A 21,220-nucleotide genomic window follows, 5' to 3' on the forward strand; every position below is an offset into this window, starting at 1 on the left:
GTTTTTTATTTACCACCAACTGGGTGGCTAACTTCATTCTATAATCTACCTTTATTTTAAAATTTTGTTATAATAATGGCGAAGGTGATTTGTTAACCACCTTCGCCAACATACTTCTACTAGGGGAACTGTGGCACGGGTGTCGCGGCTCCCTTAAGTATTTTACCATGCATTTTTTCTTTGAAAAGGAGAAATTTGTCTTTTACTGCTATTTAACATTTTCTAAATGTAAACTGGTAATTTAACAAATTATAAAGTAGCGCTCCGAAGTGGTACACTGCTTTGTACCAGGATCTCAGTTACATTTGTCACCGTTATTTTCATTTTTCTTTAATTTTTTGTCAATATGGTATTGACAAAAAGTAAGGGACTAAGTATTATAAAACCATCAATTACGAAAGGAGTACGAATTAAATGTCAAACTTTGTTGTACCAAGTCAAGTTTGTTGTCCATGTTGCAAGACTGCTAACATGCTTTTTGGTATACCAAGGTTTCAGTAATCTGTACTCACTAGTCGAAATGCACCAGGACTAAACATACTTAGTTTTGGGTTCCCACTAGGCTGACGATTCTGGGCTTGGATCGTCAGCCTTTTTGTTTGCCTTTTCGGCTAAATACTATGAATGGAGGATTGATTAATGAGTTGGACAATAATTCAGCAAAGTTTGCCAAACTTTATCCAGGGATTTAAGCTCACCCTGTGGCTCTCACTGGTTGGGATTGTCGGCGCCATCATTGTCGGCATTATCGCCAGCCTCGTCCAATATTTCCGGGTACCGGTACTCGGCCGCCTCTTCGATATTTACGTTGAGGTTGCCCGTAACACCCCCCTGCTGATTCAGCTATTTTTCTTATACTACGCCTTTCCAGTAATGGGCTGGAAGATGTCCGCCGAGACCTGTGGGATTGTCGGACTGATCTTTCTTGGTGGTGCCTACATGGCCGAAGGGTTTACCGGTGGTTTTAACGGGGTCAGCAAGTCCCAACTAGATGGTGGCCGGGCACTGGGAATGAGCAATTTCCAACTGGCGCGCTACGTGGTCTTCCCCCAAGGGTTTGCCCTGAGCATGCCGGCACTGGCGGCTAACATTATTTTCCTAATTAAGGAAACGTCAATTTTTTCAGTGATTGCAATTCCGGAATTAACCAACACGGCGCTTGACCTGATTGGGATGTACTACCGGTCCAACGAATACCTCTTCGTACTGGTAGTAGCTTACGCAATCATCTTGATCCCGCTGATTTTGATTTTAGACTGGCTCGAAAGGAGGGTTCGTTATGGCACATTCGGGGATTAATGTTTTATTTGAAGGAACTAACTTTCTCCGCCTCATGGGTGGTTTATGGACGGCCGTTTGGATTGCCGGCCTCTCCCTCATCTTCGGTCTCCTCTTAGGAACGATCTTGGGGATGTTGCGGACCCTTAAAAACCGCCTGATCCGGTTTATCCTGCTTTTGTACCTGGAATTCTTCCGGATCGTCCCGACGGTGGTCCTGCTCTTCTTGGCCTACTACATCCTGCCCCGGCAGTTTAACGTTAACTGGCCGGCTTCTTGGATGGCCGTCCTCGCCTTTACCCTCTGGGTAGCAGCCGAGTTTAGCGATATCGTCCGCGGGGCCCTGGAATCAGTTCCCGAGCACCAACGCGAATCTGGTTTGGCACTGGGTCTGAGTCACTGGCAGCTCTTCCGCTACGTCCTCTTACCCCAGGCCTTCCAACTAGAACTCCCGGCGACGATCAACCTGGCAACCCGGGTGATCAAGACGACCTCCCTCCTGCTGATGATCAGCATCATGGATATTATCAACGTCGGTCAGCAAATCATCGAAGCAAACAACCAAACCTACCCAACCGGTGTTTTCTGGGTATATGGTCTGATCTTTATCCTCTACTTCATTATCGACTACCCACTTTCCCGGTGGGCCAAGCACTTAACCGCTAAGCAGAAATACTAAAAGAAGGTGAGAAAATGGCAGAAGAAATCTTAAAAGTTGAACACTTAGATAAGTTTTACGGCGACTGGCAGGCCCTGCACGATATTAATTTCAGTATTAACAAGGGTGAGGTGGTCACCCTCCTCGGTCCTTCCGGTTCTGGTAAGAGTACCCTGATCCGGACACTCAACGGTCTGGAACCATTCAAAAACGGTAGTATTTATTTCCAGGGAAATAAAATTGTACCGGACCCCAAAAACTGGCAGGCCCTCCGGCAAAAGATCGGGATGGTCTTCCAGAGTTACGACCTCTTCCCTAACCTAACCGTGTTAGACAACATTCTCTTGGCACCCGTCAAGGTTCAGGGACGGGATAAGGAAGAAGTCCGCAAGGAGGCGTTGGAGTTGCTCGACCGGGTGGAACTTCGCAACCACGCTGATTCTTACCCCCGGGAACTATCCGGGGGGCAAAAGCAACGGATCGCAATTGTCCGGGCCCTGGCCATGCATCCTGAACTGATGCTCTTTGACGAAGTTACCGCCTCCTTGGACCCCGAAATGGTCCGGGGTGTCCTAAAGATCATCAAGGAGTTATCCGACCGTGACCACATGACGATGATTATCGTTACCCACGAAATGAACTTTGCCGCCAAGATTGCCGACCGGGTTCTCTTCCTAGAAAACGGTCGTATCCTCGAGGAAACTCCTGGTAAGCAGTTCTTTGAACATCCACAAACGGACCGGGCAACCGAGTTCTTAAACAGTATGGATTTTTAATTAAAAAGGAGATTGAGAAATTATGAAGTTTAATTGGAAAAAAGTTATTACCGCCGGGGTTACCCTCGTTAGTGCCGCGGCCCTCTTAGTCGGTGCTACTGCTGTTAAGCCTTCTACCGCCCATGCCGCTGCTAACACCAGCACCGTTTCCGCAATTAAGAAGCGGGGCCAATTACGGGTCGCCGTCTTTGGTGACTTACCACCATACGGCTGGGTAAACAAGGATGGTAAGCGGGTTGGTTACGACGTTGAACTAGCTCGGCGGATGGCTAAGGACCTGGGTGTTAAGCCAAAGTTCATTCAAGTTAACGCCAACAACCGGGTGGACACCCTGAACTCTAACAAGGCCGACATCGTACTGGCTAACTTCACGGTTACCCCTGAACGTCGGCAAGCCGTTTCCTTCGCTAAGCCATACATGAAGGTTTCCGTCGGGGTCGTTTCACCAAAGAATAAGCAGATCACCAAGGTATCACAACTGAAGAACAAGAAGTTGATCGTTACCAAGGGGACCACGGCCGAAAACTACTTCACCAGCAAGCAACCAAGCGTTCAACTGATGAAGTTTGACTCCAAGACGCAACAATTTAACGCTTTGAAGAACAACCGGGCTGCTGCCTTGGCCGATGATAACTCCTACCTCTACGCTTGGGTAAAGCGGAACCCGAAGTACACGGTTGGGATTAAGAGTGTCGGCCCTCACCAATACATCGCCCCAGCGGTTAAGAAGGGTAACACTTCCCTCCTGAACTGGTCGAACAAGGAAATCACGAAGCTGAACAAGGAAAGCTTCTTCACTCAAGACTACAACCACCAACTGAAGCCATACTTCGGTAGCGAAGTTAAGCCTTCTGACATTGTCTTGAAGCAAGGCAAGTAATTTATTCCTAAGATAAGTAAAAACGGGATTGAGAAAATATTCTCAATCCCGTTTTTTAGTTGGCTACTTAAAGGCAATCGCCATGATCTTCGCCTGGGCCGCCTCTAACTGGGCCGCGTCCAGGTTAATGAATTGACTGACCAGGCGTGCATCAGCGCCGATATCATCCACCAAGAAGTCATGGATTGTCGTTACCGCAACGCCGGCATGCCGGAGGTGTTGAATTGTCATCGTCACCGCCAATTCTTCCACCTGGGCCGCCGAGAGTGCTGCCGGTGCGACTTCCACCACTCCTTGGTAGTATCCAGTCATGAACGTCCGATTCACTGCTACCGCCCCCTTACATCCCTATTATACTTGCTTTGACAAGGAAAACTAAATAAATAACCCCATTGTCTAGCTTATGGCAGGCAATGGGGTTATTATCTTAGAAACCATTTTACAGGTATTGTTCGACCGTCTTCCGGTACTTTACCAGGTCTTTGATGTTGGCGGTCAATTCGGGTTCAATGATCAACATGGATTGACGGTCAGCATTTTGATCTTGCTGTTGAACCCCCCAGACACTGAGTGAATTCATCAACCGACGTAATTGATCACCGTCATCCGTCAATGAATAACAGTCCGCTGTATCACGGATAGGGTTAACTACCCGTAAATTTTGTAAAGCACGTAGCTTCGTTACCAGCGTCTCTTCCGATACTTCTGGAAAGAGCTTAATCAGCTCGTCCATCGTCAATGGTCGAAAACCCAACCAAAAGATCAGAATAGTCTGACATCTGTCTTGTAAGATATTAGTAGCGTACTTTAACCCGCTCTCTTTTGATTTTGCAGCCATCAATCGCTCACTCCCCCACATATTATTTTATTAACAAGTCCATTATAACCTGTCTATTACTATCAAGAAAGGGGTTGCAGTATTTCTTACCGTTTTTTAATAAAGGCCCGGGATTTACGGCCAACCATCATTAAAACGTTGTAAACGGACTCGCTAAAGCTAGCATCTGGCTTCTCCCCGTAGGAATTCTCAAAAGCCGCCGTCACCACCGCAAGGATCAGTGTCGAATATAGCCAGTCATTGAACTGGTCGGTATCCCGCTGATATTGGAAGACCTCCTGTGATCCCTGCCAACCCGGCGTTGCCTTAACCATCCCCAGCCGCCGCATCTCGACTTCGACCTTTTGCAATTGGTACTTACTAACCCGTTCCGCGGCGGATAAGATCCGAACAAAGCTCCGGTAGCTGGCATCGATATACAGTTGAAAGAAGTCCCCCTGGCCGTTATCCATCGTTAGTAAGACCCGGTAGCGCTCCTTAGAATAGGTCTTGCTGTCAATGAAGTGGGCGTTGTAATACACCACGTGGGGGTTACTGGTCCCTTGGCTCGGCACTAGCCGGTAGTTACCGGCAATTAGGCCCTGTGTCCGGCATTCGGCCAGACGGTAATAAACATCCATCTCGTAGCTGTAGATCCGGTAATGCTGGCACAGTTGTTTGAGACAGGCCGACAGACTATTTTTAACCAGTAGTAGCTGGCCCGTCAGTGTCAATACCAGTATCTGCTGGTCATTATAGGCGGTCAACGCGAGGCAGTTATCAAAACGGGGCTGAAATCCCTCTACCTCTGTGTAATTCTTTAACGTGGCCAAGTTACCAAAGTCATAACTTCCTTTGAAATTCACAAGTACTCCCCCAGCGCAAGTCCTAAACTATTCTTTTTCTTCCTAAAAGTGGAAACGCTTACGCAAATATTAAGATATCAATAGAATTTACCCCCGTCAACTACTTTTTTATGGGCAAAACCGTTACTTTATCGTTCGCTCAGTTACTTGCCCACCGGTAGAATGGACAGTACTCAAGAGCTCTTGAGAATTAACCCAAAGGAAGATTCTCAAAATGAATAATAAAATAATTGCCCAAGGCCTCGAAGACCTGTTCTGCGATAAGCGAATTACGATTGTTTACGGTGTCCTAAAACGGCTCCACATTACCCCTTTGCATAGTGACTACGACGACCTCTTCCAAGAGGGCTGTCTGGCCTACGCCGCCGCTTATGCTGACTTTACTAACCAGCCGAGCACGACTAACTTAGCCGCCTTTGCCTACCAGCGAATCTACTGGCGGCTCTTAGACCTTCTACGTCGACGCCAATACGGGGAGGGTCTCCAGGAGTATTCACTGGATGACCAACCACTGCTTGAGTGCGGGCAAACTGACCCGGCCCTGGGCCACGTCCTCAACGCTGCCTACTTCACCGCACTAGCCCGGCACTGTTCCCTTAACCAACGTCGTTACCTCCACGCTAAGCTCAACCACCAGCTCAGCGACCGGCAAATTGCCGACTACTACGCCGTCAGCCCGGCCGCGGTTTACCAGTGGAAGAAGGGATTGATTGCAAAGGCCCGGCAGCTCAACTACAATGAAGAAGGATTTGGGGTGACAAAATGACAGGACATCAACGCCAGGCGGACCAAACATGGCTTAACATTCACTATGCTGGTGAGGAGGCCGATGACGGTTGTGCTAACGAGCTAAGTATCTATAAGCAACCCGACCAGCGCCTGCAGCTATTGTTAACCAATGTCGACTTTGCCGGACACGGGCACGATAATACCTTTAGCCTGGACAAGGACGACGCCCGCCAGCTAGCCAAGTTCTTAACGGACTGGTTAGGGCAAAACTAAAACTAATAAAAACGGTCTCGCACATTCATTATTTGAACGTGCGGGGCCGTTTTTTTATTCGGTAGCTTTGATTCGAACTGCCTTGTCTAAGACATGCCAATATTCGATTAGCAACTGAACATCGATCATCGTCATCATCTCAATATCCAGTTTTTTAAACTCCGTCAGCTGCTGGTGGAGACGGAAGGGAAAATCATTGATCTTGGTAACTGGTTGGTGGAGATCAACTGGTGGTAACCGCTTGGTAACCCCCTTGGCCAGGTCCAAGGCGACCCCGTAATACAGGAAGGCCATCTCGGTGCTCAACCCCAGGTCCGGGGTCGTAATCTCCCGCCGGTGACGGTCAAACTGGTCATACCACTTATTCATCCCCCGCCAGTAATTTTGCGCCATGCGCCGACTATCCTGGTCGGCCCACGACATGGTGAAGTTGTTTAGGGCCCGCCACTGCCGCCATACCTCGGCGTACAGCGATTGGTAGCGTCCCCCCGCCTCTTCACGACGTACTTTGACAAACTCGCCTAATCCGGCTATTAACTGTTCAGGTTGCATTTGTTTCATTAATTTTCACCTATTATTTTCCATGACTAAAGTATTGTGCTGCTTTAATTGCCTGTTGCCAACCGGCATAGATTTGGTCGGCCTTGTGCTTATCCATCGCTGGGGTAAATTCGTCCCCGATCTTGGAGAGCCGCCGTAGCTCGTCTTGGTCATTCCAAAAGTCGACGGCTAAGCCCGCAAGGAAGGCGGCGCCCAGTGCCGTCGTCTCCTCCATGGCTGCCCGCTTAATCGGTGTCTGTAGGATGTCCGCCTGGAATTGCATCATAAAGTCATTCCGGGAGGCCCCACCGTTAACGGTCAGCGCCGTCAATGGCAACTTCGTATCCTTAACCATCGTATCAACAACGTCCCTGGTCTGCAGGGCAATTGATTCCAAAGTGGCCCGGACCAGGTGCTTCCGGTTAGTCCCCCGGGTCAGGCCAAAGATGGCTCCCCGGACTTCCTGGTCCCAGTATGGCGCACCCAGGCCGGTAAACGAAGGAACCACGTAAACCCCACCGGTTGTCTGGGCATCGATTGCCATTTGCTCCGACTCGCTGGCGTGCTTAAAGAGTTGGAGGCCATCCCGGAGCCACTGGACCGCCGAGCCGGCCACAAAGATACTCCCTTCTAGGGCGTAGTAGGTCTTGCCGTTTAAACCATAAGCAATGGTTGTTAGCAGGCCGTTATCGGACAAGGTCGGTTCCAGGCCCGTATTCATCACGATAAAGGCCCCGGTACCATAGGTGTTTTTGACCGAGCCCTTCTCGTAGGCCGCCTGGCCAAAGAGGGCCGCCTGCTGGTCACCGGCAATCCCCGCAATCGGGATCTGGACACCGTAAAAGTGGTAATCACCGGTATAACCAAAGATGGCCGAACTCGGCTTAACTTCCGGTAACATTTCCCGGGGAATATTCAGCAGGTCCAAAATATCCTGGTCCCAATCAAGGTCGTGGATATTGAAGAGCATCGTCCGGCTAGCGTTAGAAACGTCTGTCGCGTGAACCCGGCGTCCGCTTAGGTTCCAAAGCAACCAGGTATCAATGGTTCCAAAGAGAAGATCCCCCTTGGCCGCCTTTTCCCGGGCACCCGGTACCCGGTCCAGGATCCACTTAATCTTTGTCGCGGCAAAGTAGGAGTCAATCACCAGCCCGGTCTTAGCATGGATCATGTCCTTGTAGCCGTCTTTGATCAACTGCTCGGCAATGGAGCTCGTCTGCTTAGACTGCCACACAATCGCGTGGTAGATCGGCTTACCGGTATTTTTATCCCAAATGACGGTCGTTTCCCGCTGGTTAGTAATCCCAATCGCCGCAATTTTGTACGGCTTAATCTGGGTCTTGATCATCACATCGGAAATAACCGCCTGGACACTGTCCCAGATTTCGATGGCATCGTGTTCTACCCAACCCGGTTGCGGGAAATACTGGGGAAACTCTTTCTGGCTCATCCCGACCTTATTACCGGCATGGTCAAAAATAATTGCCCGGGCACTGGTAGTCCCTTCATCGATGGCCATAATATATTGTTGTTCGTTCAACTTATTTCATCCTTTCCGGAGTCAACAAAAAAGGCTGGAAAATTATTTTCCCAGCCTCCCGTAATATTACTTGTCACTTACCATCTTACCGCCAACACTGTAACGGTCCTTGGACATTTCGTTTAGGACAATGTGCACCCGGTCGGCAGGAACGTTCGCGTTCTTTGAGATTGCTGCGGTAACGTCTTTTACCAAACCCTTTAATTGTTCTTCGCTCCGGCCTTCAATTAGGTCAATGTGAACTAGTGGCATTCGGAATTCCTCCTCAGTTAATTTTTCTCTATCTTACCATAAATAAAGCGCTAACGGTATCCTTGAAAGCGATTAATTCCGCCGACGCAACTGCCGCCGGGCCTCTTCCGCCGCGGTCCGGTCACCGGTGAAGATCATATGGTCACCGGCCTCAAGAACCGTATCACCATGGGGCGAAATGGCCTGGTGGTTACGGTAAATCCGGCTAACCGTAATCTGGTCAATAAACGGTAATTCGTGTAGTTCTTGACCAACAAAGCGCTGGTTGCGAACGACGGCTTCGTAGAGTCCAGCCTCCGTATCCATTAGCATCTCCAGGATTGATGGCGTCTCAATGAGGGACCGCAAGACACTGATCTGGACGTTAAAGGTGTTGTAGATTTCCACCCCCAGCTTAACCAGCGCTTCGACCTTCTCCCGGTTCCGCCCCGGCGCGTTTTGCCCGGCAATTACCCGGGAAACCCCCGCCTTCTTAGCCATCTGGGCCAGGCGGGCATTTTTATTATCACCAGGGAAGCAGGTTACTACGACATCGGCATCAAAGAGCTTCTTTTCCGCTAAAGCCGCTTCCGTCAGTTCCGGCAGGTAGGTCAAGTCATCGACCTCACTGTTAAAGGTCTTGTAATTATCCTCACTGTCGGTGACCATCCGGACCTCATACCAATTCTTGGATAATTGCTGGGCGACCGGGACACTGAAGGTGTTGGTCCCAATGAAGACCACCCGCTGCTTGATCAGGTCGGCCCGTTCCAACTTGTAGACGGAGTTAAAGACGATTGGGGCAATAATGCAGACAATTACCGCCGCCAGGGTAAAGGCGTCGGACTGGGTTGCCGTGATGGCATGGAGGTTGCGGGCCACCGCCAAAGAAGGCAGGACCAGGGTAATCGTCGTCACGACCAGGAAGCTACCAGCAAAGGAATTGCGGGCTGAAAACCGCCGCCGGTAGATAGCCATTGCTGGTAGTTTGGCAATAGTAAAACAAATTACCAGGACGGGAATCAGGGCAAGGGCCTGGGGATGGGTCAAAAGGGCCCGCAGGTTTAGTCGAACCCCGGTCATGATAAAGAAGAACGGAATTAAGAAGCCGTAACCAATCGAGGTCAGTTTGTCCTTCGTCGCTTCGGTCGGTTCCAGCAACTTCATCACCATCCCGGCTAAGAAGGCCCCAAGGATGTTTTCGGCCCCCACCGTCTCGGCAATCGTTACTAAAATAAAGATCAACGAAAAAGCCAGGCGGATATCCAGCTGGGTCGTCGACTTAGAAATCCGACTAAACCACATGTAGGGCTGCTTAAACCGGTACAGCAGGAAAATCGCCGCCAAGAAAAGTAGGAGGATCAGCCAGAGTCGCCCGGCGTTGCCCCCGTTGATTGAGGCGTAAACCGTTAGGGACAGCATCGGGACGACTTCTCCTAAGACAGCCGTCAGCAAGATCGTCTGCCCAGCCGGTCGACCCAAAATTTCCTTTTCCTTTAACGTAGCGATGACCACTCCTAGGGCCACGGTGGAGAAGAGGATTGTCGCCAAGAAGATGTCGTTAAAGAGGCCGATCTTCCATAGCAACAGGCCCAGGATTGCCGCCGTTACCACAATCAAGGCAAAGGCCTGACCAGCTAGCTTCACCGGTGACGGACCGGTAGGCTGCTTGCCCGGCTGACGTTTGAACAGGTCAAAATCAATTTCCATCCCCGACAAGAACATCAGCATGATCACCCCGAAGGTCGACATCATGTTTAAGGTACTGTTGGGGCTAACAACATTAAAAACACTCTTACCGAGAATAATCCCGGTGATGATCTCGGCGACCGCCGTCGGAACGCTCGACACCCTAAAGCGGGCCATGACGATTGGAATAACCAGGGCCGCGACCATTACAATTAATACCGCAACTTGTTCCATTACTGCTCCTCCCATTTTATAAGTATCCTATTTATTATAGCCACCCAATAACGGTGTGCAAGCAATTATTTCCGTTTTCACCAGCGCTTTAGTCGACTATTCGTCTAATTCGCGGTACAATTGCTAAACGTTAGTAACGCATATAAAAAGGAGAAAGTAAGTCCGATGACAAACAAATTAACTGCTTGTACTAGTATTTTAATCGGTAAAAAGGCCAGCATTGACGGCTCGATCATGATTGGCCGAAACGAGGATGCCAAGGCGGCCTGGCCCAAGCACATGGTTGTCCACCAACATGGCGAACTCGGCAAACACTTCATTTCTAAGGATACCAAACTGGCACTTGACCTCCCCGGCGACAGTGCCCGCTATACCGCTACCCCCGAATGGACCGATAAGGATGGTCTCTTTGAAGAGGACGGTATCAACGAGTACGACGTGGCTATGAGCGCGACCGAGAGTGCCTACGCCAACTCACTCGTCCTCGGCTGCGACCCCTTAGTCGACGACGGCCTAAATGAGGAAGCGATGGTGACCGTCGTCCTCCCCTTTGTTAAAACGGCCCGGGAAGGTGTACAGCGGCTCGGTGATTTGATCGCCAAATACGGGAGCGGTGAAACGAACGGAGCCCTCTTCGCCGATAATGACGAAGCCTGGTACTTTGAAAACGGTAGTGGTCACTACTGGGTTGCCCAGCGGATTCCGGATGACGCTTACGCCGTGGTGGCTAACCAGCTGGCGATCCAAGAAATTGACTTTAACGATCCGGATAACTTCATGTTCCACCCTGGGATCCAACAGTTCGTGACTGATAACCACCTGAACCCCCACCCGGACTCCTTTAACTTCCGGCAGATCTTCGGGACGGCCGACCGCTCTGATGCAGTCTACAGCGAACCCCGGGTCTGGATCGGTCACCAGATGTTCAGTCCGCTGGCTGCTAAGGATGAAGAACCGGAAAGTACGGAGCTCCCCTTCATCATGAAGCCGGAACGGCAGCTGTCCGTCTTTGATGCCCAGGCTTACCTCAGTAACCACTTTGAAGGGACGGCCTTTGACCCACTCGGCAAGGGACCAGCTGCCCACCGGTACCGGCCAATCAGCTTGGCGAAGACCCAAGAATCACACATCTTGCAGATGGGACGGTCAACCGGTGCCAACATCCACTGGCTAGCGCTTGGGGTGGCGGCCCAGAGTACTTACGTGCCATTCTTTAACGGGATTACCGACGTACCGGCCCCGTATAAGCGTGGCAAGTTACCGGCCCAGCTCAATTCCGCCTACTGGATTTTCAAGCACGCCAGCGTCCTGGTCGATAGCCACCTCCACGACTTCCTACCTCTCTTAGAGGATGTCCAAAAGGAACGCCGGGCGGCTGCCATCCAGCTAATTAGGGCAACCGACACAGAACTGGCTCGTCACACCGGTGAGGCCCGGGCCAAGTTCTTAACCCGGCAAAGTGATAACTTCGCCACCGATACCCTGAACGCCTATAAGAAACTGGCACTGGAATTAATCACCAAGATGACCGATTATTCCCCGTTAAACTTTAATACTGACGAAAACCTATAAAAATAAGCGGCTGAGAAAAAAGCAATTTTTCTCAGCCGCTTATTTTTATCATTCTCTACTTATTCGTTGCGTTACTCGATTGGGTTGCCGAAGTGGCGTTGGCCGCCTGCTTACTATTAGCGCCCACCCACTTTAACGGTTGGTGGTAGTTAACGGTGTAACTTTTGTTTGCCTTCGGGTCATTGGCCACTGCATCCCCCTGCTTGTTAACGGTCAGCTTCTTTTCAACCTGGTTCTTACCGTTCATCCCCAAGACGTCAAAGGTGCCGTCCTGGCCAAAGAGGTAACTAAACTGCATTTCCCCATTTGTCGGGTTATTGACCGTCGCTAAGACCTGCTTATTATCATCACGGGCGAGCTGCATCTGGGTCTTAGGCGGGATCGTAAAGGCCACCCGGATGGTATTGTCCTTCCCCAATTCAACGGCCGGCTTAAACCGCACCCCGGCGTCGGTAGCGGCAGGCTGCTTGACCACCTTGTGGGAAGAACTAACCGTAGATGAAATTAAACTACTGCTGCTCTTTTGACTGCTGGAACTACTTCCTTGGGAGATCTGGATAGTCCGCGACTTACTTAAGGAGCCACCACCAAAACCAATAATTAATAGTAGGATCAGTACCCAGTTCACCCAGATACGCCACTTACTAAGAACCCGGTTTTCACGTATCCGGATCGCCTGTAAGATCACCTGGAACACCAGTAAAAGCAAAGCAATAATTCCGATAGCATCAAATAAAACTTTTAACTTCATTTCGACTTCCTCAATAATTTTCTTCGCACGCAACTTACCGCCGTAAACCATGCCAGTAACTTTCATGGTTACCATTAACCCTAACGGGGTCTTCGATTAATGTTATCACGATAACCATAAATAAACAAAATGGCACCCGGTATTTTGGCCTTTACCAAGGTACCGAGTGCCATTTTTATCAATTTTACCGATTATTGGTATTTTTCAACTGCCGCCACTAGTTGTTCTAGTGACTGGCTGCCAAAGATTACCGGTGAGTCGTCAATCATCGTTGCCGGAACCGACATAATCTTCTTTTCTTTACGTAGTTCGGGGGCGTGTTGGAGGTCAATCATCGTTGCCGTGATATGCGGGTTCAGTGAGGCCATCCGTTGACAGGCCGCCACCACGTCTGGGCAGAAGTGGCAGGTCAGCGAAACCCCAATCCGGATATTAGCAGCGGGTAATTTCTTGATCCGTTCCACCATCTCGGGCGCGATCGTCTGCCCCGGACCGGCGACGTTGTAAACGCCCAGAACGAGTGAATTCAACTCGTGGCCGGTTGGGATGCCCTTGAAGTGCAGACCGGTATCCTGACCAGCGGTATCTAACAACTTCAGCATTGGCAGCTTAGCGCTGTCGTCCTCCGTCGTTTTAACACTAAAGTGGTCATCTAAGTCCGCAAATTCGGTCACAAAGCTCAGTAGTTGTTGGGCTAAGTCACTACCGTTCATGACGACCTCGAAGGTTACCTTCTTCGTTAAGCGGTCAAAGATTGGCTTCAGTTGGCTATCAATGTCGGCACTTAACCAGTTCCCCTCGTGGGGTGTTACTTCTTCTTGCTTATCCAGGTTCGTCGTCTGACCAACGGTTTGGGCCGCCTTCTTCGTAGTGTCAGCATGAATTGGGATCCCCTGCCGCTGCTTTTGGGCAGTAATGTATTGTTCAGCAGAGGTTGCCGCAACGGCCCCATCGGAAGCCGCCGTGATGATCTGCCGCAGGTTCTTAACGATGACGTCACCCGCGGCATAAACGCCGTCAACATTGGTCGAACCATCAGCGCCTGCCTTAATGTAACCGTGGTCATCTAAGTCAATAATCCCTTGCAGGTCCTTCGTCGCCGGTTGGGTACCGACATAAATGAAGATTCCAAAGGTATTATCACCCTCGTCAACGTGGTAGACCGTTTCTTTCCCGGTCTTGTTGTTAACCAGGGTAGCCGCCGTGACGTAGTCGTCCCCGGTCACCTGCTTGATTTCGGTATTGTACTCTACCGAGACCTTCGGGTTATTGAGGGCCCGGGCCGCCATCAACGGTGGGCACTTGAAGTGGTCGCTACGAACCAGGACCGTGACGTGCTTACCAAAGCGGCTGAGGTAGTCGGCTTCTTCAGCAGCGGCGTAACCACCACCGACAACAAAGATTTGCAGGCCGGTAAAGAGGTCGCCGTCACAAGTCGAGCAGTAGGCCACCCCCCGACCGCGGAACTCGTCTTCACCGGGGAAGCCCACCTTACGCGGCTTAGCACCGGTAGCAATAATTACGCTCCGGGCATGGTATTCTTGACCACTCTTGCCGACTAGCACCTTGACCTCGCCGTCTAGCTGGTACTTAGCCACCTGGTCATGCTGAATGGCCACGCCAAAGTCAGCCACCTGCTTTTGCATCTTATTCATCAGCTGGGTACCGTCAACCTTTTCGACGGCTGGATAGTTATAAACCACGGACGTCGTAGTAACTTGGCCGCCGACCGTGTCACCTTCCAGGATCAACGTATCCAGGGTGGCCCGACCGGCATACAGGCCCGCAGATAATCCTGCCGGACCGGCACCCACGATGATCAGGTCATATAAGTGTTCATCTGCCATTACTATTCACCCGGTTTCAGATTAAAGCTTACCAACAAGGTCTAAGCTTGGCTTGATGGAGTCTTGACCTGGCTTCCAGTTAGCAGGGCAAACCCGGTCACCGTGTTCACGAACGAACTGAGCAGCTTGCAGGGTCCGCAGGATTTCGTCGGCACTCCGCCCGATACCCATGTTGTTAATCGTGTAGGATTGGATCTTACCGTCAGGATCAACGATGAAGACACCACGGTAGGCTTGACCAGCATCTTCGTTCAATACGTCAAACATCCGGGCCAGCTTGCCGGCTGGGTCAGCAAGCATGTGGTACTTGATCTTACCGATCTTATCAGAGGCTTCGGCCCAAGCCTTGTGAACAAATTCAGTATCTTCAGAAACGGAGTAGATTTCAGCGTTAGCCTTCTTGAAGTCTTCGTACTTGTCTTGCAAAGCTTCCAGTTCCGTCGGGCAAACAAATGAAAAGTCTGCTGGGTAGAAGAAGAAGATGGCCCACTTGCCAAGAACATCCTTCTTAGTTACTTCCTTGGTTTCACCGTCTTGGTATGCATTTACCTTGAAGTCTTCAATTTCGTGTCCAACAAAGTTCATTAATATCCTCTCCTTAATTAGAATCATTCTCAACTACACCTATAAGTATAATCGAATTAACGAATTAATCAACCCTTTCGTTAGAATTATTCTAAGCATTTTTAGGGACGGCGAAAACTAACATTACACCTAAATAAAAAGGGAACGTGACCGCGGCCCTTGTTGACCCCGTCGTCACGTTCCCTTCGCCTTAATCATCACCGTGCTGCAGCACAACCTTGCCTTGTAGTTCTTCGGCCTCACTTGCCGCGTGGTGTGTGTTCAGATATTGAATTAGTTCGCCCTTGGCAATCCGCTTCACCGGTTGGTAAACCTTATCAGAGTCGGCATAGTCAACGGGCAGCGAGTAAATATTAACCGTCTCGTCCTTATCCAAAGTGTAAGCACGGACCGTACCGTTATCACTATCGGTTCCACTGGAGACAACGTAGGCCATCCCCATCCCCGTATCTGCCAGGCTGTCCAAAAGATCATCATCGTCCGACAACAGGACCTGAAGATTCTGACCGGACGTCGCCGCTGACCACCCATCAAAGTTGTTCTTAATCGCATAGGTGGTTATCGCGGCCGCCGTTCCTTTGGGCCCCAAATCAGTTGCTAGCTGGTCACCACTATCTGCCGGCTCAGTGCTGGCACTTGACGCGCTGCTAGCGGCTGAATACGCATTATTGTGGGTCGGCTGACTATTACTGGTGGCCCGATCCGCCGCGTTTTCTTCCTGGCTAGTAATCAGGTAATGGGCAATTCCACCACCAGCAACCAGTAATACCAACAACAGGATCACCGTTAGCCATACACGCCGGCGATGGTTCCCCTTCTTCTGGCCCCCTTGACCACTGGGTAATTCATGACCACAGTGGGGACAAAATTTAGCGGTTGCCACGACCGGTTTTCCGCAGTTGGGACAAGTTTTCATTAATACAACACTTCTTTCCAAGTCAAAGTATTCTCCCTAATTATTTAATCATGGATGACCCCGCTCAGCAATCTTTGTCCGGGGTAGATACCGTTATTTAAAAATACTAAGCGGCTGAGAAAAACGTTGTTCTCTCAGCCGCTTAGTTGTAAACCCCAATTGGGGTCCTTCTAAATTTTACCAGGAAGCCTTCCGGACACCCGGGATCTGACCCTTGTGTGCAAGGTTCCGGAAGTTAATCCGGGACATCCCAAACTTACGCATGTAAGCGTGGGGACGACCATCGTAGCGGTCCCGGTTGTGCAAGCGGACCGGACTAGAATTCCGGGGAAGCTTGGACAAGCCGATGTAATCGCCCTTAGCCTTTAGCTCTCTCCGCTTTGCTGCGTACTTCTTTACTAATGCTTCTTGGTGGTGTAACTTAGCAATCTTTGACTTTTTTGCCATAGATAGATGTTTCTCCTTTTACTATTGATCAACATTTACATTACAACAACAATTTCAAAACATCTGCGATAATCAATCATTCACTATCCTATTATGGCAGTTTTTCTAACTTTTTACAAGTTAAATGACCGAAAAGCTAGTTAAATTTTCTTTAAGCCGCTTCTACCTAGCGACCAATTAATAATAACTATTATAGCTGACTAGCAGCGGCCCGGTCCAAAATTAAAGTTACGTTCGGGTGGCGCTGAAGGACCGAAGCTGGAACCGCCGGGGTAACCGGCCCCTTTACCGCCTGGCGGATTGCCGGCGCCTTTTGAGCACCAAAGGCCATTAAGAGCACCTGCTTAGCAGCCATAATCGAGGCAATCCCCATCGTGTAGGCTGCTCGTGGTACCTCATCCGGGCGCGCAAAGAAGCGGGCGTTCGCCGCAATGGTCGATGGGGTTAACACCACCCGGTGGGTCCGGCTGGTAAACGGGGTCCCCGGTTCATTAAAGCCGATGTGGCCGTTCTGGCCAATCCCTAACACCTGGAGGTCCACCGGGTGCGCCGCCAATACCTGGTCATATTCCTTCGCAACCGCCGCGGCATCTAAATTGGTACCGTCCGGAAAAAAGGATTCCTTAAAGGGCTTAGCACGAAAGAGGTGTACTTGCATGAAATAATGGTAGCTTTGCGGGTCCGTTGGTTGAAGACCCACGTACTCGTCGAGGTTAACCGAGGTCACCTGGCGAAAGTCCAGGCGACTCGCACACAATAACCGGTAAAGGCCGCATGGCGTGCTCCCCGTCGCTAACCCCAGCACGTGTAGCTGGTGGTGCTGCATTCGGTCAGCAATAATATTGAAAGCTTCCTTGCTAGCGGCCGCCGCAGTTTCAGCAGTTATTATTTTCATCGCACTCACCTCCTGCTTAACTTATTGCCGCTTTTGCTTGGCAAAGGCCCGGTACTCATCCGCGTAGCCATATCGTTGGTTAAACTGGGTCAGCAATTCATCATCATGGGTATAGGCCAGGCCCGTCTTCATCATTCGCTGGTACAATTCGGCATACGGAACCGCATCGCTTTGGGCCCGTTGAATCTCCGTCGTCCGGTCATAGTTAACATGCCGAAAGTTGATGTTGGCCAGGCCCGTCTCGTCCACTTCTAAGACTAGGTAGTAGGCCCGTAAGTCCTGCTGCAAACTCGGCCAGTGGTTAAAGGGCTCCCCCACCGCTCCCGGGTTAAAAATAATCCGCTCATCGTTGGCGTAGCGAAGCAGTTGGTGGTGGACATGGGCGTAAATCGCCACATCAACTGGTTGGTCACTGTCGACCTGGAAAAGACGGTCAAAATTAGTCGTCGGCTTAGTCGGGAAAAGGTCTTGCCCCATGTTTAACTGGGGCAGGTTATGGGAAATCCCAAAATTCAGCGGCCCAACCTGCTTGGTGATGTGCAGGGGCCAGCTGGCCAGGTTATCAATCATCCCCGCCGGCGCGTGGCGTTCAACGTACTGGGCGAGACGAGCAAAGTAAACATGGGACGGCTTATCCAGGTCCATCAGTCCCCGTGCGCCCCGGACAACCAGGTCATCCCAGTTTCCCCGGACAACCACCTGCGGCGCCATCTTTTGAAACAGGCTCCAGACCTTCTGCACGCTCGGGCCGGGCATTAAGAGGTCCCCAACAAACCAGTACTGGTCAACATCTTGTTTTAAACTATCCTGGTACATGGCCTCGTAGGCACTGAGGTTCCCATGGACATCGGAAAAAACTGCGATTCGTGTCTTCAAATTACGATTCCCCCTTACTCTTCATCAATCATAATACTAAACCGTTCCCGCCAGCAATCAAATTTGGTTAGAATTTCTGAAAACGGCGGTGGTACACTGGAAAGGTACTTTAATTAATGAAAGGAACTTGACAACGTGACCCAAAATATTACAGCACAAACCCGGCGGCTCATCACCGCGATCCTTTTGTTGGCGGCCTTTGTCAGTCTGGCTAGTCAAACAATGATGGTAACGGCCCTCCCGGTAATCGAGCACGAACTGCACGTTTCACTGAATGCCGTCCAGTGGCTAACCACTGGCTACACCCTGATCATCGGGATCGTCACCCCGCTCTCGTCTAACATGTACGATAAATTTACCAACCGGCACGTCTTTTTATGGACCATCGGGGCCTTCATCATCGGTACCACGATCGGCTGTTTAGCCACTAACTTTTACTCACTCTTGTTAGCCCGGCTCATCCAGGCGGCCGCTAGTGGGATGCTGATGTCCTTTCAGATGACCACCATGATTACCATCTACCCCATCGAAAAACGGGGCTCCATCCTCGGTCTTTCCAGCCTGGTAATTTCAACCGCCCCAGCCCTCGGACCGACCTTGGCCGGCTTCATCTTGGAAGTTCTTCCCTGGCGGTGGCTCTTCATTACCGTTTTACCCTTCATGATCCTAATTTTTGTCATCGGCTACTTCAAGCTGCAAAACTTTTCTAAGCCCCGTGACATTAAGATTGACTACCTATCCGTTTTGATCTCTTTAGTTGGTTCGAGCCTGACACTGGGCAGCCTCACCGTCTTCGAGTTGAACCTGGTCGCTGGTTGGGCAATGCTGATCGTGGGCCTGATTATCATCGCCTTCTTTGTCCACCGCCAACTCCACCTCACCAACCCCATGCTTAAGGTCCAGATCTTTAAATACTCCTCCTTTCGCTTGATGACGCTGGTCGGTATCTTCGCCTTCATGATCCTCTTGGGGACCGAACAACTGATGCCGATCTTTACCGAAAACGTCCTGAAGATGGGGAGCTTTACCTCCGGGCTGATCCTTTTGCCAGGGGCAATCTGTAACGGACTAGCAGCCTCCTTTATCGGGCGTCTCTATGATCAATACGGTCCAAAATGGCTGATCATCACTGGGGGAATTCTCATGCTGGTGGCATCCTACCCCCTGGTCACCATCTCGGCCCGGTCATCAATTGCCATGCTAACCATTGCCTATGCCATCCGGATGATCGGGAACGCCTTCGTCTTTAGCCCGGCCTTGTCAGAAGCCTTTTCCGGCCTCTCCCAGGCGGAAAATAGTCACGGGACGGCCCTGAATAACACCCTCCGCCAGGTTTCCGGAGCGGTCTCCGTTACCATGCTGGTGGTTATCTCCGGTATCCCCCAGGAACTGATTGCGGGGATCCGGCTGTCAATGTGGATCACCGTCATCCTCATTTTCCTGATGCTCATAACGTTCGGGCACTACCTATCAATTAGTAAGCGCCGTTAATTTCTGCTACAATAGGTTGGATTAACTCAAAGGAGATGATTTCCGGTTATGGAGACTGCACGTACCAGTGAGCAGTATCCAAATGGCTGGCACCGCACTTTTTACACCCTTTGGTTAGGGTCCTTTATTACCGGGGCCGGCTATTCAATGACGATGCCGTTTATCTCATTATTTATCAATGAACTGGGAAACTTCAGTCACTTCCAGCTCAATATCTATTCCGGGTTGGCCTTTGGTGCCACCTTCATCAGCCAGGCCATTGTCTCGCCACTGTGGGGCAACCTCGCTGATCGTAAGGGTCGTAAACTAATGTGCATGCGGGCCGCCGGAGTAATGTCTTGCACGATCTTTTTGGTTGGTCTGGCCCAAAATGTCTGGTGGATCATTGGCCTGCGGTTCTTGCAGGGGGCCTTTTCCGGTTATATCAACAACGCTACCGCGCTAATGGCCGGGGAAACGCCCCGCTCCCATTCCGGTTGGGTAATGTCATCCATGACTACCGCCGGGGTGGCTGGTAACTTAGTCGGCCCCCTGCTCGGTGGGGCGCTTTCCGGGGCCTTTGGGCGGATCTTCAGTCTGAACCAGTCCTTTCAAGCCGTTGGAGCCGTGCTTGGTTCAATTATCGGCTCGGTTATTTCCGGGTTGTTCAACTACCCAATGGTCTTTGCCGTAACGGGGTTCATCCTATTCTTCAACATGGTGGCCATTTGGATTATCCTCCGGCCACGTCCTGTGCGAAACCAAAATTGACCTATTTTTAGAAGTAAAAGTTAACCGCTAATGTATTAAAGGGGCACGTTTTAATACATTAGCGGTTCTTTTATCAACTGATTACAAAAAAATCATCATTTTCTATTACGATTATTCATTATATATTACCCTTTAAGATAGAAAAGTTTTATAATATAACTAAAAACAGCTTATAATAAAAGTAATTATTTTATTTAGCTAATTTACTTGAGGGGGATTTATCGTGGCTTTACCAAAGGTTTCAATCATTGTGCCCGTTTATAACGATGAAAAATACCTGGCACAATGTATTGAAAGCGCACTTCAACAGACTTATCAGAATATAGAACTAATTCTCGTTGATGACGGGTCAACTGACAACAGTTTTGGGATTTGTGAACACTACCGGCAACAAGACCAGCGGGTTCGCCTCCTTCACAAGACCAATGGCGGGATCGGTTCAAGCCGTAACGCTGGTTTGGCAATGGCGGCTGGCGATTACGTGACCTTCATCGATGATGATGATTTACTACCAAAAAACAGTGTGGCAGATTGCAAGAAATAACTTGAACGAATTTAATGACGTAAATTAAGCAGGAA

Annotated in this window: 23 protein-coding genes and 1 pseudogene; 10 read left to right on the plus strand and 14 right to left on the minus strand. The window is 50.2% G+C overall.

Annotated features, from left to right (window positions below; all coding sequences use genetic code 11):
• Positions 1–639: 639 nt before the first annotated feature.
• Genes ACI31H_RS00515 through ACI31H_RS00530 form a run of 4 tightly spaced genes read left to right on the plus strand, consistent with a single transcriptional unit; the run spans position 640 to position 3,592 of the window.
• A complete protein-coding gene (locus ACI31H_RS00515; RefSeq protein ID WP_439770043.1) occupies positions 640–1,299 on the plus strand; it encodes an amino acid ABC transporter permease in 660 nt (219 codons plus the stop codon).
• Positions 1,280–1,957 carry an amino acid ABC transporter permease gene (locus ACI31H_RS00520; RefSeq protein ID WP_439770044.1) on the plus strand — a complete coding sequence of 226 codons (678 nt, stop codon included), beginning with the start codon at positions 1,280–1,282 and terminating at the stop codon, positions 1,955–1,957. Before ACI31H_RS00515 ends, ACI31H_RS00520 begins: the two co-directional genes overlap by 20 nt.
• A gap of 14 nt (positions 1,958–1,971) precedes the next feature.
• On the plus strand, positions 1,972–2,712 hold the full coding sequence (locus ACI31H_RS00525) for an amino acid ABC transporter ATP-binding protein (protein ID WP_439770045.1): 741 nt from the start codon (positions 1,972–1,974) through the stop codon (positions 2,710–2,712).
• Between the two features lie 22 nt (positions 2,713–2,734).
• Positions 2,735–3,592 carry a transporter substrate-binding domain-containing protein gene (locus ACI31H_RS00530; protein WP_439770046.1) on the plus strand — a complete coding sequence of 286 codons (858 nt, stop codon included), beginning with the start codon at positions 2,735–2,737 and terminating at the stop codon, positions 3,590–3,592.
• A gap of 63 nt (positions 3,593–3,655) precedes the next feature.
• Here the strand turns inward: ACI31H_RS00530 and ACI31H_RS00535 are convergent, their stop codons facing one another.
• The 3 genes from ACI31H_RS00535 to ACI31H_RS00545 all read right to left on the minus strand — a co-directional run bounded on the left by ACI31H_RS00535 (position 3,656) and on the right by ACI31H_RS00545 (position 5,275).
• A complete protein-coding gene (locus ACI31H_RS00535) occupies positions 3,656–3,919 on the minus strand; it encodes a hypothetical protein (protein WP_439770047.1) in 264 nt (87 codons plus the stop codon).
• 112 nt (positions 3,920–4,031) lie between these two features.
• Positions 4,032–4,430, minus strand: coding sequence for a winged helix-turn-helix transcriptional regulator (locus ACI31H_RS00540; RefSeq protein WP_439770048.1), 399 nt, complete (start codon positions 4,428–4,430; stop codon positions 4,032–4,034).
• Between the two features lie 86 nt (positions 4,431–4,516).
• Positions 4,517–5,275 (minus strand): hypothetical protein, encoded by a 759-nt coding sequence (locus tag ACI31H_RS00545; RefSeq protein ID WP_439770049.1) that lies wholly within the window; start codon positions 5,273–5,275, stop codon positions 4,517–4,519.
• 214 nt (positions 5,276–5,489) lie between these two features.
• Here ACI31H_RS00545 and ACI31H_RS00550 point away from each other — a divergent pair, with 214 nt between their 5' ends.
• Positions 5,490–6,041, plus strand: coding sequence for a sigma-70 family RNA polymerase sigma factor (locus tag ACI31H_RS00550; RefSeq protein ID WP_439770050.1), 552 nt, complete (start codon positions 5,490–5,492; stop codon positions 6,039–6,041).
• A complete protein-coding gene (locus tag ACI31H_RS00555) occupies positions 6,038–6,277 on the plus strand; it encodes a hypothetical protein (protein WP_439770051.1) in 240 nt (79 codons plus the stop codon). Before ACI31H_RS00550 ends, ACI31H_RS00555 begins: the two co-directional genes overlap by 4 nt.
• Positions 6,278–6,331: 54 nt before the next feature.
• Here ACI31H_RS00555 and ACI31H_RS00560 read toward each other — a convergent pair whose 3' ends face one another.
• From ACI31H_RS00560 to ACI31H_RS00575, 4 genes are all read right to left on the minus strand, one after another.
• Positions 6,332–6,838: a hypothetical protein gene (locus ACI31H_RS00560; protein WP_439770052.1), complete on the minus strand. Its 507-nt coding sequence runs from the start codon at positions 6,836–6,838 to the stop codon at positions 6,332–6,334.
• A gap of 13 nt (positions 6,839–6,851) precedes the next feature.
• Positions 6,852–8,357 carry a glycerol kinase GlpK gene (gene glpK / locus ACI31H_RS00565; RefSeq protein WP_439770053.1) on the minus strand — a complete coding sequence of 502 codons (1,506 nt, stop codon included), beginning with the start codon at positions 8,355–8,357 and terminating at the stop codon, positions 6,852–6,854.
• A gap of 66 nt (positions 8,358–8,423) precedes the next feature.
• Complete coding sequence (locus ACI31H_RS00570; RefSeq protein ID WP_439770054.1) at positions 8,424–8,609, minus strand: 2-hydroxymuconate tautomerase; 186 nt, start codon at positions 8,607–8,609, stop codon at positions 8,424–8,426.
• A 72-nt stretch (positions 8,610–8,681) separates the two neighbouring features.
• Positions 8,682–10,511, minus strand: coding sequence for a monovalent cation:proton antiporter family protein (locus ACI31H_RS00575; protein WP_439770055.1), 1,830 nt, complete (start codon positions 10,509–10,511; stop codon positions 8,682–8,684).
• 165 nt (positions 10,512–10,676) lie between these two features.
• On the opposite strand from ACI31H_RS00575, the gene ACI31H_RS00580 reads away from it, so the two are divergent.
• Entirely contained in the window at positions 10,677–12,083 is a 1,407-nt protein-coding gene (locus ACI31H_RS00580; RefSeq protein ID WP_439770056.1) for a C69 family dipeptidase, read from the plus strand.
• A 55-nt stretch (positions 12,084–12,138) separates the two neighbouring features.
• Here ACI31H_RS00580 and ACI31H_RS00585 read toward each other — a convergent pair whose 3' ends face one another.
• The 7 genes from ACI31H_RS00585 to ACI31H_RS00615 form a co-directional block, all read right to left on the minus strand.
• Positions 12,139–12,909: a hypothetical protein gene (locus ACI31H_RS00585; protein ID WP_439770057.1), complete on the minus strand. Its 771-nt coding sequence runs from the start codon at positions 12,907–12,909 to the stop codon at positions 12,139–12,141.
• A 116-nt stretch (positions 12,910–13,025) separates the two neighbouring features.
• The gene (locus tag ACI31H_RS00590; RefSeq protein ID WP_439770058.1) at positions 13,026–14,681 is read right to left on the minus strand and encodes an FAD-dependent oxidoreductase; all 1,656 of its coding nucleotides are present in this window, start codon (positions 14,679–14,681) and stop codon (positions 13,026–13,028) included.
• A gap of 21 nt (positions 14,682–14,702) precedes the next feature.
• Complete coding sequence (gene ahpC, locus ACI31H_RS00595) at positions 14,703–15,266, minus strand: alkyl hydroperoxide reductase subunit C (RefSeq protein ID WP_439770059.1); 564 nt, start codon at positions 15,264–15,266, stop codon at positions 14,703–14,705.
• A 190-nt stretch (positions 15,267–15,456) separates the two neighbouring features.
• On the minus strand, positions 15,457–16,182 hold the full coding sequence (locus tag ACI31H_RS00600) for a zinc ribbon domain-containing protein (protein WP_439770060.1): 726 nt from the start codon (positions 16,180–16,182) through the stop codon (positions 15,457–15,459).
• 177 nt (positions 16,183–16,359) lie between these two features.
• Entirely contained in the window at positions 16,360–16,629 is a 270-nt protein-coding gene (gene rpsN, locus ACI31H_RS00605) for a 30S ribosomal protein S14 (protein WP_439770061.1), read from the minus strand.
• Positions 16,630–16,819: 190 nt separating this feature from the next.
• Positions 16,820–17,524, minus strand: a complete 705-nt coding sequence (locus ACI31H_RS00610) for a glucosamine-6-phosphate deaminase (protein ID WP_439770062.1) — start codon at positions 17,522–17,524, stop codon at positions 16,820–16,822.
• 21 nt (positions 17,525–17,545) lie between these two features.
• The gene (locus tag ACI31H_RS00615) at positions 17,546–18,400 is read right to left on the minus strand and encodes a metallophosphoesterase family protein (RefSeq protein WP_439770063.1); all 855 of its coding nucleotides are present in this window, start codon (positions 18,398–18,400) and stop codon (positions 17,546–17,548) included.
• Between the two features lie 135 nt (positions 18,401–18,535).
• On the opposite strand from ACI31H_RS00615, the gene ACI31H_RS00620 reads away from it, so the two are divergent.
• The 3 genes and pseudogenes from ACI31H_RS00620 (at position 18,536) to ACI31H_RS00630 (ending at position 21,185) form a co-directional block, all read left to right on the plus strand.
• A complete protein-coding gene (locus tag ACI31H_RS00620) occupies positions 18,536–19,891 on the plus strand; it encodes a DHA2 family efflux MFS transporter permease subunit (RefSeq protein ID WP_439770064.1) in 1,356 nt (451 codons plus the stop codon).
• Positions 19,892–19,939: 48 nt separating this feature from the next.
• A pseudogene (locus ACI31H_RS00625) lies at positions 19,940–20,455 on the plus strand (MFS transporter); the annotation flags it as partial.
• A gap of 409 nt (positions 20,456–20,864) precedes the next feature.
• Positions 20,865–21,185, plus strand: coding sequence for a glycosyltransferase family 2 protein (locus ACI31H_RS00630; protein ID WP_439770065.1), 321 nt, complete (start codon positions 20,865–20,867; stop codon positions 21,183–21,185).
• The last annotated feature ends 35 nt before the right edge of the window (positions 21,186–21,220 follow it).

Origin of the sequence: Limosilactobacillus sp., assembly GCF_051873035.1 — a bacterium.
Classification (GTDB): Bacteria; Bacillota; Bacilli; order Lactobacillales; family Lactobacillaceae; genus Limosilactobacillus.